Origin of the sequence: Pseudomonas germanica (assembly GCF_019614655.1) — a bacterium.
Lineage (GTDB): Bacteria > Pseudomonadota > Gammaproteobacteria > Pseudomonadales > Pseudomonadaceae > Aquipseudomonas > Aquipseudomonas neuropathica.
This window is the reverse complement of sequence record NZ_CP071586.1, coordinates 4107783-4121934: the sequence shown is the minus strand read 5'-3', so window position 1 is coordinate 4121934 and position 14152 is coordinate 4107783. Positions and strand designations below refer to the sequence as shown.

Annotated in this window: 9 protein-coding genes; 7 read left to right on the top strand and 2 right to left on the bottom strand. The window is 59.9% G+C overall.

Translation table 11 applies throughout. From position 1 onward, the window contains the following. The first annotated feature begins 20 nt into the window (after window positions 1-20). The 6 genes from J0G10_RS18015 to pepN are packed head-to-tail and all read left to right on the top strand — an operon-like array spanning window position 21 to window position 6536. Entirely contained in the window at window positions 21-911 is an 891-nt protein-coding gene (locus tag J0G10_RS18015) for an NAD(+) kinase (RefSeq protein WP_003224174.1), read from the top strand. Then, on the top strand, window positions 911-1882 hold the full coding sequence (locus J0G10_RS18010) for a metallophosphoesterase (protein ID WP_093430727.1): 972 nt from the start codon (window positions 911-913) through the stop codon (window positions 1880-1882). Before J0G10_RS18015 ends, J0G10_RS18010 begins: the two co-directional genes overlap by 1 nt. Then, window positions 1879-2748, top strand: coding sequence for a rhomboid family intramembrane serine protease (locus tag J0G10_RS18005; RefSeq protein ID WP_095047900.1), 870 nt, complete (start codon window positions 1879-1881; stop codon window positions 2746-2748). Before J0G10_RS18010 ends, J0G10_RS18005 begins: the two co-directional genes overlap by 4 nt. Window positions 2749-2780: 32 nt before the next feature. Then, on the top strand, window positions 2781-3041 hold the full coding sequence (locus tag J0G10_RS18000) for a YeaC family protein (RefSeq protein ID WP_007919229.1): 261 nt from the start codon (window positions 2781-2783) through the stop codon (window positions 3039-3041). Beyond that, on the top strand, window positions 3038-3868 hold the full coding sequence (locus J0G10_RS17995) for a DUF2797 domain-containing protein (protein ID WP_093430729.1): 831 nt from the start codon (window positions 3038-3040) through the stop codon (window positions 3866-3868). The genes J0G10_RS18000 and J0G10_RS17995 overlap by 4 nt, the downstream gene beginning before the upstream one ends. Before the next feature lie 10 nt (window positions 3869-3878). Further along, window positions 3879-6536, top strand: coding sequence for an aminopeptidase N (gene pepN, locus J0G10_RS17990; RefSeq protein WP_220556384.1), 2658 nt, complete (start codon window positions 3879-3881; stop codon window positions 6534-6536). 396 nt (window positions 6537-6932) lie between these two features. Here pepN and katG read toward each other — a convergent pair whose 3' ends face one another. Then, entirely contained in the window at window positions 6933-9203 is a 2271-nt protein-coding gene (gene katG / locus J0G10_RS17985) for a catalase/peroxidase HPI (RefSeq protein WP_095124685.1), read from the bottom strand. A 335-nt stretch (window positions 9204-9538) separates the two neighbouring features. Here katG and J0G10_RS17980 point away from each other — a divergent pair, with 335 nt between their 5' ends. After that, window positions 9539-11575, top strand: coding sequence for a TonB-dependent receptor (locus J0G10_RS17980; RefSeq protein WP_220556383.1), 2037 nt, complete (start codon window positions 9539-9541; stop codon window positions 11573-11575). 115 nt (window positions 11576-11690) lie between these two features. Here the strand turns inward: J0G10_RS17980 and J0G10_RS17975 are convergent, their stop codons facing one another. Further along, on the bottom strand, window positions 11691-13901 hold the full coding sequence (locus J0G10_RS17975) for an LTA synthase family protein (protein ID WP_220556382.1): 2211 nt from the start codon (window positions 13899-13901) through the stop codon (window positions 11691-11693). Window positions 13902-14152 lie beyond the last annotated feature (251 nt).

The following is a 14152-nucleotide window of genomic DNA, read 5'->3' as shown; positions in this document are numbered from 1 at the left end:
CGATTGTCCGCAGAGGTCCCATGGAGCAATTTCGTAATATCGGCATCATCGGTCGCCTGGGCAGTTCCCAGGTGCTGGATACCGTCCGCCGACTGAAACGGTTTCTGCTCGATCGTCACCTGCATGTGATCCTCGAAGACACCATCGCCGAAGTCCTGCCGGGCCACGGCCTGCAGACCTCGTCGCGCAAGATGCTCGGCGAAGTCTGCGACATGGTCATCGTCGTCGGCGGTGACGGCAGCCTGCTCGGCGCCGCTCGTGCGCTGGCCAAACACAATATTCCGGTGCTGGGGATCAACCGTGGCAGCCTCGGTTTCCTCACCGATATTCGCCCGGACGAGCTGGAAGTCGAAGTCGCCAAGGTGCTCGACGGCCATTATCTGGTGGAAAACCGCTTCCTGCTGCAAGCCGAAGTGCGCCGCCACGCCGAGGCCATTGGTCAGGGCGATGCGCTCAACGACGTGGTGCTGCACCCGGGCAAATCGACGCGGATGATCGAGTTCGAGCTGTACATCGACGGCCAGTTTGTCTGCAGCCAGAAGGCCGACGGCCTGATCGTCGCCACGCCGACCGGTTCCACCGCGTACGCACTGTCTGCCGGCGGGCCGATCATGCATCCCAAGCTCGATGCCATTGTGATCGTGCCGATGTACCCCCATATGTTGTCGAGCCGGCCAATTGTGGTCGATGGCAACAGTGAGCTGAAAATCGTCGTGTCGAAAAACATGCAGATTTACCCGCAAGTCTCCTGTGACGGGCAGAACCATTTCACCTGCGCGCCGGGCGACACCATCACCGTCAGCAAGAAAGCGCAGAAGCTGCGCCTGATTCACCCGCTCGACCACAACTATTACGAAGTCTGCCGCACCAAGCTCGGCTGGGGCAGCAAGTTGGGTGGTGGAGGCGACTGATGCTCGATCCCGCGCGCAGTTATGACCTGATTGGTGACGTGCACGGATGCGCCCTGACCCTTGAACACTTGCTGGACCGTCTCGGTTATCACAAGCAGGGCGGGGTCTGGCGGCATCCATCGCGCATGGCCGTGTTCGTCGGCGACATCATCGACCGTGGCCCGCGCATCCGCGAGGCGCTGCACATCGTCCACGACATGGTCGAGGCCGGTCAGGCCTTGTGCATCATGGGCAACCACGAATTCAACGCATTGGGCTGGAGCACGCCGGCGCCGCCAGGCAGCGGCAAGCAGTTCGTTCGCGAACACACGCCGCGCCACGCGCGTCTGCTGCACGAAACCCTGACCCAGTTCGAAGACCATCCCGGTGACTGGCACGATTTCCAACGCTGGTTCTATGAGTTGCCGCTGTTTGTCGACGCCGGCCGCTTCCGCGTCGTGCATGCCTGTTGGGATGCCGGCCTGATCGAGCCGTTGCGCGCGCTGTTCCCCAATGGCTGCATCGATGAACACTTCCTCCAGGCCTCGGCCGTGCCGGACAGCTTCGCCTGCACCGTGTTCGACCGTCTGTTGCGCGGCACCGACATGCGCCTGCCGGATGGTCTGACCATGACCAGCGGCGATGGTCTGGTGCGGTCTTTCTTCCGCACCAAGTTCTGGGAAGACGATCCGAAGACTTACGGCGATATCGTTTTCCAGCCTGATGCACTGCCAGATCCGGTGGCGCAGAAGCCGCTGACGTCCAGCGAAAAAAACAACCTGCTGCGCTACGGCGTCGACGAGCCACTGCTGTTCGTCGGCCATTACTGGCGCAGTGGCAAACCAGCACCGATCCGCCCGAACCTCGCGTGCCTGGATTACAGCGCGGTGCTTTACGGCAAACTGGTCGCCTATCGTCTGGATCAGGAAACACGTCTGGATCCGCATAAATTTGTCTGGGTCGATGTCGAGCGGCCGGAGGTGCTGCAATGAGTGCGGTAGCGGTATTGCGTCTGCCGTTGGCGGTGGACTTGAGTGGTTTCGTCAAACTGCTGCAACGCATGCAGGTCCCGCATCGGGTCAGCGAAGAGGCCGGCGAACAAGTGCTGTGGGCACCGGCGGAAATCAGCGAAGACGTGCGCTCCTTGTACGAGCGCTTTCCGGCGGGTGATCCCGACCAGCAAATGGACATTCCCGTCGCGCCAACCTTCAAGCGGCCGAGCTTCGCCGAGCAACTGAAATACGCCAAGGCCACCGGGTTCATCCTGTTGTTGTGCCTGATCGTTGGCGGGCTGACGTACCTCGGCGAAAACCTGCAAACGCTGCGCTGGTTGACCTTTCTCGATTTTCAAGTTGTGGGCGAGTACATCCATTTCACGCCATTGGCCGACAGCCTGGCGGCAGGGCAGTGGTGGCGTCTGGTCACGCCGATGCTGATCCACTTCGGCATCCTCCATCTGGCCATGAACGGCATGTGGTACTGGGAGCTGGGGCGGCGTATCGAGTCGCGCCAGGGCAGTATTAACCTGATCGGCCTGACGCTGCTGTTCAGCCTGGTTTCCAACTACGCGCAGTTTGTCTGGAGCGGCGCGACGTTGTTCGGCGGTCTGTCCGGCGTGCTTTACGGCTTGCTTGGGCATTGCTGGATCTTCCAACTGCTGGCGCCGAACCCAGCCTATCGCCTGCCGCGTGGCGTGCTGGTGATGATGCTGGTGTGGTTGCTGGTGTGCATGTCCGGGCTGATCTCGATGATCGGTTTCGGCGAAATCGCCAACGCCGCCCACGTCGGCGGGTTACTCATCGGATGCTTCACCGGTTTGTTGGGCGGTTTGTATAACCGCCGTAAACTGGCCGCCTAAAATTTCAGTAGATAAAGAGCACGGAGACCCTGATGTCCTCTTTTAACGACATGATCAACAACATCACCCCGGACATCTACGAGAGCCTGAAACTGGCCGTGGAAATCGGCAAGTGGTCCGACGGTGGCAAACTCACCGCCGAACAGCGCGAGTTGTCGCTGCAAGCGATGATCGCCTGGGAAATCCAGAACCTGCCTGAAGACCAGCGCACCGGTTACATGGGCCCGCAGGAATGTGCATCGAAGTCGATCGAAGTGCCGAACATTCTGTTCAAATCGGATGCCATCCATTGATCGAGATTGGCCGCGGTGCAATCAGCAAAATGTCGGCGCGCCTGGACGGGCCGAACGTGCAATACGCGTTTCGTCTGGATGACGTCGAGGTCCCGGTCAATCCGTTGATTGGCAGTACGGTGCGTCTGGAATACCTGGGGGCGATCCACTGCACCCATTGCGGGCGCAAGACCAAAACCAGTTTCAGTCAGGGTTACTGCTACCCGTGCATGACCAAACTGGCGCAGTGCGACCTGTGCATCATGAGCCCGGAGCGCTGCCACTATGACGCCGGCACCTGCCGCGAGCCGGAGTGGGGCGAGAAATTCTGCATGACCGACCACGTGGTTTACCTGTCCAATTCGTCGGGGATCAAGGTTGGCATCACTCGTGCTACGCAACTGCCGACTCGCTGGATCGATCAGGGCGCATGTCAGGCATTGCCGATCATGCGCGTCTCGACACGGCAGCAATCGGGCTTCGTTGAAGACCTGTTCCGCAGTCAGGTCGCGGATAAAACCAACTGGCGCGCGCTGCTCAAGGGCGATGCGGCGGCGGTCGATCTGGCGCAGGTACGTGACCAGTTATTCGAAAGCTGCGCCGAAGGCCTGCAAGGTTTGCAGGAGCGATTCGGCCTACAGGCTATTCAGACGATTGCCGATGTAGAACCGCTGGAAATCCGCTATCCGGTCGAGCAATACCCGGCCAAAATCGTCAGCTTCAACCTGGACAAGAACCCGATTGCCGAAGGCACGCTGCTGGGGATCAAGGGCCAGTACCTGATCTTCGACACCGGCGTGATCAACATTCGCAAGTACACGGCTTATCAGCTCGCCGTGCATCAATAAGGACGCCAGCATGCGCACCGAACAACCGAAGATGATTTACCTGAAGGACTATCAGGCGCCCGAGTACCTGATCGACGAAACACACCTGACCTTCGAGTTGTTCGAGGATCACAGCCTGGTGCACGCGCAGTTGGTCATGCGCCGCAACCCGGCGCGTGGCCCGGGCCTGCCGCCGCTGGTGCTCGATGGCCAGCAGTTGGAGCTGCTCTCGGTAACGCTGGCGGATCAGGAACTGTCTGACGGCCAATACCAGCTCACGGAAAACCACCTGACCCTGCAACCGGCCAGCGAAACTTTCACGGTCGACACCAGCGTGAAGATCCATCCGGAAACCAACACCGCGCTGGAAGGCCTGTACAAGTCCGGCACGATGTTCTGCACTCAGTGCGAGGCCGAAGGTTTCCGCAAGATCACTTATTACCTCGACCGCCCGGACGTGATGAGCAAGTTCACCACCACCGTGGTCGCGGAACAGCACAGCTATCCGGTGCTGCTCTCCAACGGCAACCCGATTGCCTCGGGCCCGGGCGAAGACGGCCGGCACTGGGCAACCTGGGAAGACCCGTTCATGAAACCGGCGTACCTGTTTGCGCTGGTGGCCGGTGATTTGTGGTGCGTTGAAGACAGCTTCACCACCATGACCAACCGCGATGTTGCACTGCGCATTTACGTCGAGCCGGAAAACATCGACAAGTGCCAGCACGCGATGAATAGCCTGAAGAAGTCGATGCGCTGGGACGAAGAGGTTTACGGTCGCGAGTACGATCTGGACATCTTCATGATCGTCGCCGTCAACGACTTCAACATGGGCGCAATGGAGAACAAAGGCCTCAACATCTTCAACTCCAGCGCCGTACTGGCCCGCGCCGAAACCGCGACCGACGCCGCACACCAGCGCGTTGAAGCAATCGTCGCCCACGAGTATTTCCACAACTGGTCGGGCAACCGCGTGACCTGCCGCGACTGGTTCCAGCTGTCGCTGAAAGAAGGCTTCACCGTATTCCGTGATTCCGGCTTCTCTGCCGACATGAACTCGGCCACGGTCAAGCGAATTCAGGACGTGGCTTATCTGCGCACCCACCAGTTCGCCGAAGATGCCGGCCCGATGGCTCACGCTGTGCGCCCGGACAGCTTTATCGAAATCTCCAACTTCTACACCCTGACCGTATACGAGAAGGGTTCGGAAGTGGTTGGCATGATCCACACCTTGCTCGGCGCCGAAGGCTTCCGTAAGGGCAGCGATCTGTACTTCGAACGCCATGACGGCCAAGCGGTAACCTGCGACGACTTCATCAAAGCGATGGAAGACGCCAACGGTGTCGACCTGAGCCAGTTCAAACGCTGGTACAGCCAGGCCGGCACGCCGCGTCTGGCGGTGAGCGAGTCGTACGACGCCGCCGCGAAAAGCTACAGCCTGACCTTCCGCCAGAGCTGCCCGGAAACCCCGGACAAAGTTGAAAAACTGCCGTTCGTGATTCCGGTCGAACTCGGCCTGCTCGACAGCCAAGGTAACGAGATTGCTTTGCGTCTGAGCGGCGAGGCATCGGCGCAAGGCACCACCCGCGTGATCTCGGTCACCGAAGCCGAGCAGACTTTCACCTTCGTTGATATCGCTGAACAGCCGCTGCCATCGCTGCTGCGCGGCTTCTCCGCGCCGGTGAAACTGAGCTTCCCGTACAACCGCGATCAACTGATGTTCCTGATGCAGCACGACAGCGACGGCTTCAACCGCTGGGATGCCGGTCAGCAACTGTCGGTGCAAGTCCTGCAGGAATTGATTGGCCAGCAACAGAAAGGCGAAAGCCTGAAACTCGATCCGCGTCTGGTGTCGGCGCTGCGTACGGTGCTGTCGGATGAGTCGCTCGATCAGGCCATGGTCGCCGAAATGCTCTCGTTGCCGGGTGAGGCGTACCTCACTGAAATCAGCGAAGTGGCGGATGTCGATGCCATTCATATCGCCCGTGAGTTCGCGCGTCAGCAACTGGCGGAAGGTTTGTTCGAAGCTCTGTGGCTGCGTTATCAAGCCAATCGTGATCTGTCGAAAAAGACCCCGTATGTGGCCGAGGCCGAGCACTTTGCTCGTCGCGCGCTGCAGAACATTGCATTGTCGTACTTGATGCTCAGCGGTAAGCCGGAAGTATTGGCGGCGTCGCTGGAGCAATTCGAAGCGGCCGACAACATGACCGAACGCCTGACTGCGCTGGCCGTGTTGGTCAACTCGCCATTTGAAGAGCAGAAAGCCTTGGCGCTGGCGAGTTTCGCCGAGCACTTCAAGGACAATCCTCTGGTCATGGATCAGTGGTTCAGCGTGCAGGCCGGCAGCACCTTGCCGGGCGGTCTGGAACGGGTTAAAGCGTTGATGCAACACCCGGCGTTTAACATCAAGAACCCGAACAAGGTGCGTGCACTGGTCGGTGCGTTTGCCGGGCAGAACCTGATCAACTTCCACGCGGCCGATGGCTCAGGTTATCGCTTTCTCGCGGATCTGGTGATCGAGCTGAACGGCTTCAACCCGCAGATCGCTTCGCGCCAACTGGCGCCGCTGACGCGCTGGCGCAAATATGACGATGCGCGTCAGGCCTTGATGAAGGGCGAGCTGGAGCGGATTCGGGCGTCGGGTCAGTTGTCGAGTGATGTGTATGAGGTGGTGAGCAAGAGCCTGGCTTGATGGTGTGTTGGCGTCGGTGTTCCAGCGTTGGACCGGCCCTCACCCTAACCCTCTCCCAGAGGGAGAGGGGACTGACCGGGTTGGATGGTCGAGTGACACCGACCTGAAGGTCCGGAGTCGAACTCAGACTTTGAACGGCCCCCGATCTGCTCCCTTTCCCTCTTTCATAGTGGGAGAGGGGACTGACCGAGGTGGATGTACGAGTTTCACATCTGAAAGTCCGGAGCCGAACTCAGGACTTGAAAAGCACGAAGATCTGCTCCCTTTCCCCCTCGCCCCCCTGGGGGGAGAGGGCTGGGGTGAGGGGGCAGGATTCACGCATCACCACAAAACCCAAGCCGTACACACAAAAAAACGCCGCATTGAAACAATGCGGCGTTTTTATTTTCCGAAAAATTACTTCAAATCAAACCGATCCAGATTCGTCACCTTCGTCCAGGCCGCAACGAAGTCTTTGACGAACTGCTCCTTGGCATCCGAACTGGCATACACCTCAGCCAATGCCCGCAGTTGCGCATTCGAGCCGAATACCAGATCAACCCGCGTCGCCGTCCACTTCACGCTGCCGGTTTTACGGTCACGCCCCTCGAACTCATCCGCATCCCTCGAAGTCGGCTTCCACTCCACCCCCATGTCCAGCAGGTTGGTGAAGAAGTCATTGGTCAGTGCTTCCGTCTGCGAAGTGAACACACCATGCCGGGTTTGCCCGACGTTGGTGTTCAATACCCGCAGACCACCCAGCAGCACAGTCATCTCCGGTGCGGTCAGTGTCAGCAATTGCGCCTTGTCGATCAGCAACGCCTCGGCCGAAACGGTGTATTTGCCTTTGCTGTAGTTGCGGAAGCCATCGGCAATCGGTTCAAGGAAACCGAAGGAATCAACGTCGGTTTGCTCTTGCGAGGCGTCCGTACGTCCCGGTGTGAACGGCACCGTGACCGAGTGGCCAGCGTTTTTCGCTGCTTGCTCGACCCCGGCATTCCCGGCCAATACGATCAGGTCTGCCAGCGAGACTTTCTTGCCAGCAGCGCCGCTGTTGAAGTCGTTCTGAATGCCCTCAAGGGTTTGCAGCACTTTGGCCAGTTGCTCAGGCTGATTGGCCTGCCAGAATTTTTGCGGTGCCAGACGCAGGCGACCACCGTTGGCGCCGCCGCGCTTGTCGGAGCCACGGAACGTCGAGGCAGCGGCCCATGCGGTCGAGACCAGTTGCGACACCGAAAGGCCTGACGCGAGGATTTTGCCTTTCAGCGCAGCCGCGTCGCTTTCGTCGATCAGCGGATGAGTGACAGCGGGGATCGGATCCTGCCACAACAGTTCTTCATTCGGCAGTTCCGGGCCGAGGTAGCGAGACAGCGGGCCCATGTCGCGGTGGATCAGTTTGTACCAAGCGCGGGCGAAGGCATCGGCCAACTGATCCGGGTTGGCGAGGAAGCGCCGCGAGATCTGCTCGTAAGCCGGGTCGAAACGCAGCGCCAGGTCGGAGGTGAGCATGGTCGGCGAAAGCTTTTTGCTCGGATCATGGGCGTGGGGAACGGTACCGGCACCGGCGCCGTTCTTCGGAATCCACTGATGCGCACCGGCCGGGCTTTTGCTCAGCTCCCACTCGAAGCCGAACAGGTTTTCCAGGTAGTTGTTGCTCCACTTCGTCGGTGTGGTGGTCCAGGTCACTTCCAGACCGCTGGTAATGGTGTCGCCACCCTTGCCGGTACCGAACGCGTTGCGCCAACCGAGGCCTTGTTCTTCGAGGCCGGCCGCTTCCGGCTCTGGCCCGACGTTATCGGCTGGGCCGGCGCCGTGGGTTTTACCAAAGGCGTGACCGCCAGCGATCAACGCGACGGTTTCTTCATCGTTCATGGCCATGCGGCCGAAGGTTTCGCGAATGTCGTGGGCTGAAGCGACCGGGTCAGGATTACCTTCCGGGCCTTCAGGGTTGACGTAGATCAGGCCCATTTGCACCGCTGCGAGCGGGTTTTCCAGATTGCGTTCGCCCTGATCGGTGCGGCTCTCTTCTTTGCCATGCAAATCCGGCTCGGCAACCAACGTACCGTCACCGGGTTCCTGCATGGCGGACTTGTCCTTGCCGTAACGGCTGTCGCCGCCCAGCCATTCGTGCTCCGAACCCCAGTAGACGTCTTCGTCCGGCTCCCACACATCGGGGCGGCCACCGGAGAAACCAAAGGTTTTGAAACCCATGGATTCCAGCGCGACGTTCCCAGTGAGAACGATCAGGTCGGCCCAGGAAATATTGCGGCCATATTTCTGCTTGATCGGCCACAGAAGGCGGCGGGCCTTGTCGAGGCTGACATTGTCTGGCCAGCTGTTCAGTGGTGCAAAGCGTTGTTGCCCGGAGCCGGCGCCACCACGGCCATCGGCGGTGCGATAAGTGCCGGCGCTGTGCCACGCCATGCGGATGAAGAGGGGGCCGTAGTGGCCAAAGTCGGCTGGCCACCAGTCCTGAGAGTCGGTCATCAGCGCATTGAGATCTTGTTTCAGGGCTTGAAAGTCGAGGCTTTTGAAAGCTTTGGCGTAGTCGAAATCCTTGCCCAACGGATCGGACTTTGGCGAATGCTGACTGAGGATTTTCAGGTTGAGTTGATTCGGCCACCAGTCACGGTTCGTCGTACCACCACCGGCGGCGTGGTTGAACGGGCATTTCGATTCGTTTGCCATGTTCGGGTCCTTATCAGGTCTGCTACGGCCGGCTCGTGCCGACTTCGGACTAGTAAGGCTAGACCCGACTGGGGAAGTCAGCTAATAGGCCGACTATTGGGTGCTGATAGGCAAAGTCTTTCAGCGTTTTTCGGAGCGCTTCACGGATCAGCCGATAGCGGCTACCTGCTGGAAACATGCGTTGTTGAGCCTCTGCAAAAAAACAAAAAGTGAAAATCGGGATGACAAGAAGAAATGTTATTGTATAACATAAAATTCGTTTCATTCTGTTTCTACCAGCGTTAAAGAAAAACGCTGGCAGCGATCCTCACTTTTCAGCGCATGGAAATTCTGCAATGCCTGCCCGTTCTAAACCCCTGCAACGACGCCTCAATCCGTTGGCCGCCGCGCTGCTTTTTGCATCCCCGGTGTTCGCCGCTGACACCCTCGAACTGCAACCGCAAGTCATCACCGGCAATCCGCTCGGCAGCCAGACACTCGCTTCGCCATCGACCGTGCTCAGCGGCGACGACCTCACGTTTCAACAGAAGGGTAGCCTCGGTGAAACCCTGAACAAGCAGCCCGGGGTGTCTTCGTCGTACTTCGGCCCGGGCGCGAGCCGGCCGATCATTCGCGGCCAGGACGGTGACCGCATCCGTATTCTGCGCAACGGTGTCGGCGCGCTGGATGCCTCGTCGCTGTCTTACGATCACGCGGTGCCGCTGGACCCGGTCAACGTCGAACGCGTTGAAATCGTCCGTGGTCCGGCAGCGCTGCTGTACGGCGGCAGTGCCATTGGCGGGGTGGTCAACACTTTTGATAACCGCATTCCGACCGAGGCTATCGACGGAATCCATGGCGCCGGTGAGTTGCGCTACGGCGGTGCCGACACCACGCGTAGCAGCGCCGGCAAACTCGAGGCCGGTAACGGTCAATTCGCCCTGCATCTGGACGCCAGTGCCCGCGAGTTTAATGATCTGAAAATCCCCGGTTACGCGAAAACCAGCCGCGAGCGCGCGAACGACGACGGTGATTCGAAAAAGCATCGTTTGGGCAACAGTGATGGTCGCCAGGACGGCGGCGCGGTCGGCGGGTCGTATACCTGGGATGACGGATACGCTGGCCTGTCCTACAGCAACTACGACTCCAACTACGGTTCGCCCGCTGAACAAGACGTGCGCATCCGCATGCAACAGGAGCACTACGCGTTCGCCTCGGAGATCCGCAATCTCGATGGGCCGTTCAGTTCGATCAAGCTGGATGCGGGTTACACCGATTACGAGCATCGCGAAATCGAAGGTGGCGAGGTCGGCACGACGTTCAAGAACAAAGGTTACGAGGCGCGGGTCGAGGCGCGGCACCAGCCGTTGGGGCCGTTCAACGGCGTAATCGGTGCGCAGGTCAGCCGCAACGAGTTCTCGGCACTCGGCGAAGAAGCGTTTGTACCGCAGACCGATACCGATGCCGCTGCGCTGTTCATTCTGGAAGAGTTGCAAGCCACCGACCGGCTGCTGTTCACCCTCGGCGGACGCCTTGAGCACACCACGGTCGACCCGGACGCCAAGGGTAACGAGCGCTTTGCCAACGCCGATCGATCCAGCAGTTTCACCGCTGGCAGTCTGTCGTCCGGTGCGGTGTACACGCTGACGCCGATCTGGTCGGTGGCCGCGACGCTGGGCTACACCGAGCGCGCTCCGACGTTCTATGAGCTTTACGCCAACGGTGCCCACGTCGCGACCGGCACTTATGAAGTCGGCGATGCCGGGCTGTCGAAAGAAAAAGCCGTGTCCAGTGACCTTGCGCTGCGCTTCGACAATGGTACGCACAAGGGCAGTGTCGGTGTGTTTTACAGCCACTTCTCCAACTACATCGGCTTGCTCGGTACGGGCCGAAGGTTGAATGACGAGGGCGAAGAGGACGCCGACGGTATTCCCGAATACACCTATTCCGGTGTGCGCGCGCGCTTCAGCGGCTTTGAAGCGCAGGATCACTGGAAGCTCGGCGAGAGCGCATACGGCAAGTTTGCGCTGGAGTTGTCCGGCGATTACACCCGCGCGAAGAACCTCGATACCGGCGAAGACTTGCCACGCATCGCGCCGCTGCGGTTGAGCACCGGGCTGCTGTGGGAACTGGACAAGTGGCAGGCGCGCATTGATGTTGAACACGCCAGTTCACAGCATCGCGTGCCGGACAATGAAAGCAGCACTGACGGCTACACCACGCTGGGCGCCAATGTCGGGTATCACTTCGATGTCGGTCAGAGCCAATGGCTGGCCTTCGTCAATGCCGAGAACCTGACCAATCAAACCGTGCGTTACGCCAGTTCGATTCTGCGCGACATTGCGCCGGCAGAAGGGCGCAGCATTCAGGTCGGGTTGCGCACAACGTTCTGATAATCACTGATTCCCACTGGAGCTGCCGCAGGCTGCGATCTTTTGATCTCTATTTTAAAAGCAAAAGATCGTCCGATCGCGGCCCGAGCCTGCGGCAGCTCCTACACGGGCGTGATCAGGTGGATTGAGCCGTGTCGTCCTCCGGCACGTCGTCAAGGATGTCCTCTTGCCCCGGCAACTCGGTAATCACACTGAAATCCGTCACCTCAACCGCGCCCAAGCCATACCCCAGCAAATGGAAAGAAAACGCTTTGCGCTCTTGCGGGTTGTCGAAGCTGAAGTTCATTTCCAGTGGCTGCTCGGCGGTTGCCACCATCTCCTGCGGCAGACCGATCTGCACGTCCTGTTCAAACTCTTTGGCCTTGAGCTGAATGTACGCCGCTTGTTGCGGATCGACTGAGCGCACGGTCAGGCGCACGCGGGTGTGCGAGCCTTTGGGCATTTCCAGGTACTGCGCGCCGATCAGGTTGTCGGCCCAGTCATCCTTGATTTGCGCTTGCAGCGGGATGACGTTGGTGCTGCCGAACTGATAGCGATGATTGAGCGGCGTGCGCAGCAGCGACAGGTCGAGAGCATTGGCGCGAGCGGCGATCTGCCGGGCCGGATGACCGCTGTAGTTGCCTTTGTACGTGGCGCTCTCGGCGATGAAACCGGCGCTTTCGTAGTAGCGGCAGCGGCGCGGCATGTCGCACTCGGAAAAAATCCCCTGACCGTTGTGATAGCGCAGCTTGCCGTTGGTGAACGACATGATTTCGCGGCCGCTGTCGTAGTCGCGAAACAGCGAGCGGCCACTCAGCGCGGAAGGCACCGGCAAGTCGAAGTAGTCGAGTATGGAAGTGCTCAGATCGACGTGGCCATACACGCCTTTGTTGAGCCTTGGCAGTTGTTCATGCTCCGGCGCCAGAGTCAGGTTGAAGCCCCATGAAGAGGCCAGGCGCACGCCGTCAATGCCATGGGATTCGTCCGAGGTGATCACCACCAGCGTATCTTTCAGGACGCCCTGGCGCTCGAGGCCGCTGAGGAATTGCTCCAGCGCATCGTCGAGATAACCGACGGCGGCCTGTTTCGGCGTTTCGTAGCGCTCCAGGTATTCCTCGGGCGCGGAGTAGGGCTGATGGGTGCCGACGGTCAGCAGCGTCAGCATCCACGGCTGTTTCTGCTTTTTCAGTTGGCCGACATAATCCAGCGCGCCTTCAAAAAACGCCTTGTCATCCTTGCCCCACGGGAATTCCAGATAATTGCTGTTGCTGAACCATTCCAGACCGTGCGTCGCATCGAAACCAATGTGCGGCATGATCTTGTCTTTGGCCATGAAGCGCAGCCCGGCGCCCTGTAGATAGTGCGTGCTGAAGCCGTGTTCGCGCAGCTGCGCCGGCAGGCAGGCCTGATTGCGCTCGTTGAGGGTGAGCATTTCCACGCCTTTGGGCGTGCCGTTGTTGAGTTTGTCGTAATCGCCGCAGAGCATCGCGTACAGACCGCGAATGGTCTGGTGCGTATGCAGCACGTAGTCCGGGGTGTTCATGCCGCGCTCGGCCCAGCGGCTGAGGTTGGGCATCAGGTCTTCCTGATAATGGCTGCCGATCGCCTCGCGGTTGGCGCGGATGTAAGCCCCGGGAATGCCTTCCAGCGCGATGATCAGCACGTTGCGTGCTTGTCCCGGCGCGGCCAGCAGTTTCTGCCCGTTGAGGTCGACGTCGGTGAGACCGGCCATCGCCGGCGCGGGTTCTTCGACATCACCGTCCAGCCATTCCTCGGCCTGGATCTGCAGATCGGCGACCTCGCTGGCCAGCAATTGGTGCGGCAGGTTGTACTGACGCCACGGATCCGCTTCGTTTGGCCACAGGTTCTGCGCGCCCCAGTGGGCGGCGAACAACACCAACGGTGCGCTCCAGGCAGCGCGGGGCAGGGGCGGACGTGGCAGGTCGCGGTTGGCAAACCGGGTCAGCAGCCAGAACAGCAGGGCCAATAGCAAAGTGATGCCCAGCGCCGGGTGCGCCAGCCCGCCACCCGTGGAGTTTTCCACGAACTGCGGATCGATCAGGTAATGAATGTCCGAAGGCGTCGGCAGCCGACCAACCGCGCTGACCAGTTCAGCGGTCGCCACCGCCAGCAATCCCCAGAACAGCAACACCGGCAAGGCCAGCCACCACGCCCGGCGATGCAGCAACACCACCAACAGGCTACCGATGGCCAGATCCGACAAATAGCCCAGCGGTGCCGACCAACCCAGCGCCGCACGCAGGCACAGCGGCACCACGAGCACCAGGACAATCAGGGAAAAGAGGCGGGCATGCGGCTGCCGCAACCGGTTAAAAAGAGCGCTCACAAAAAAGACCTTCCAGCCATTAAATCGTCATAAAAGTGTGCGCGATGATACCAAGGGTGGACTGTCTGATCGCCCTTTTAAACCCTCAACTGATGTGCTGGTGCGGTGGCCCCTGAAGGTGATGGAGTGTCTGCAGGCCTGACCGGCCTTCGCGTGGCACAGCAATCGACGATATTGAGGCTGGTGGATTTATTGTTTCAGACTGTTTAACCCGTCGAGCCGCCACCGGATTCCAATGTAGGCGCTGCGGC

Bases quoted from the DNA above. Each gene is read 5' to 3' on its own strand.
- J0G10_RS18015 (WP_003224174.1), top strand. From the start codon at position 21: ATGGAGCAATTTCGTAATATCGGCATCATCGGTCGCCTGGGCAGTTCC.
- J0G10_RS18010 (WP_093430727.1), top strand. From the start codon at position 911: ATGCTCGATCCCGCGCGCAGTTATGACCTGATTGGTGACGTGCACGGA.
- J0G10_RS18005 (WP_095047900.1), top strand. From the start codon at position 1,879: ATGAGTGCGGTAGCGGTATTGCGTCTGCCGTTGGCGGTGGACTTGAGT.
- J0G10_RS18000 (WP_007919229.1), top strand. From the start codon at position 2,781: ATGTCCTCTTTTAACGACATGATCAACAACATCACCCCGGACATCTAC.
- pepN (WP_220556384.1), top strand. From the start codon at position 3,879: ATGCGCACCGAACAACCGAAGATGATTTACCTGAAGGACTATCAGGCG.
- katG (WP_095124685.1), bottom strand. From the start codon at position 9,203: ATGGCAAACGAATCGAAATGCCCGTTCAACCACGCCGCCGGTGGTGGT.
- J0G10_RS17980 (WP_220556383.1), top strand. From the start codon at position 9,539: ATGCCTGCCCGTTCTAAACCCCTGCAACGACGCCTCAATCCGTTGGCC.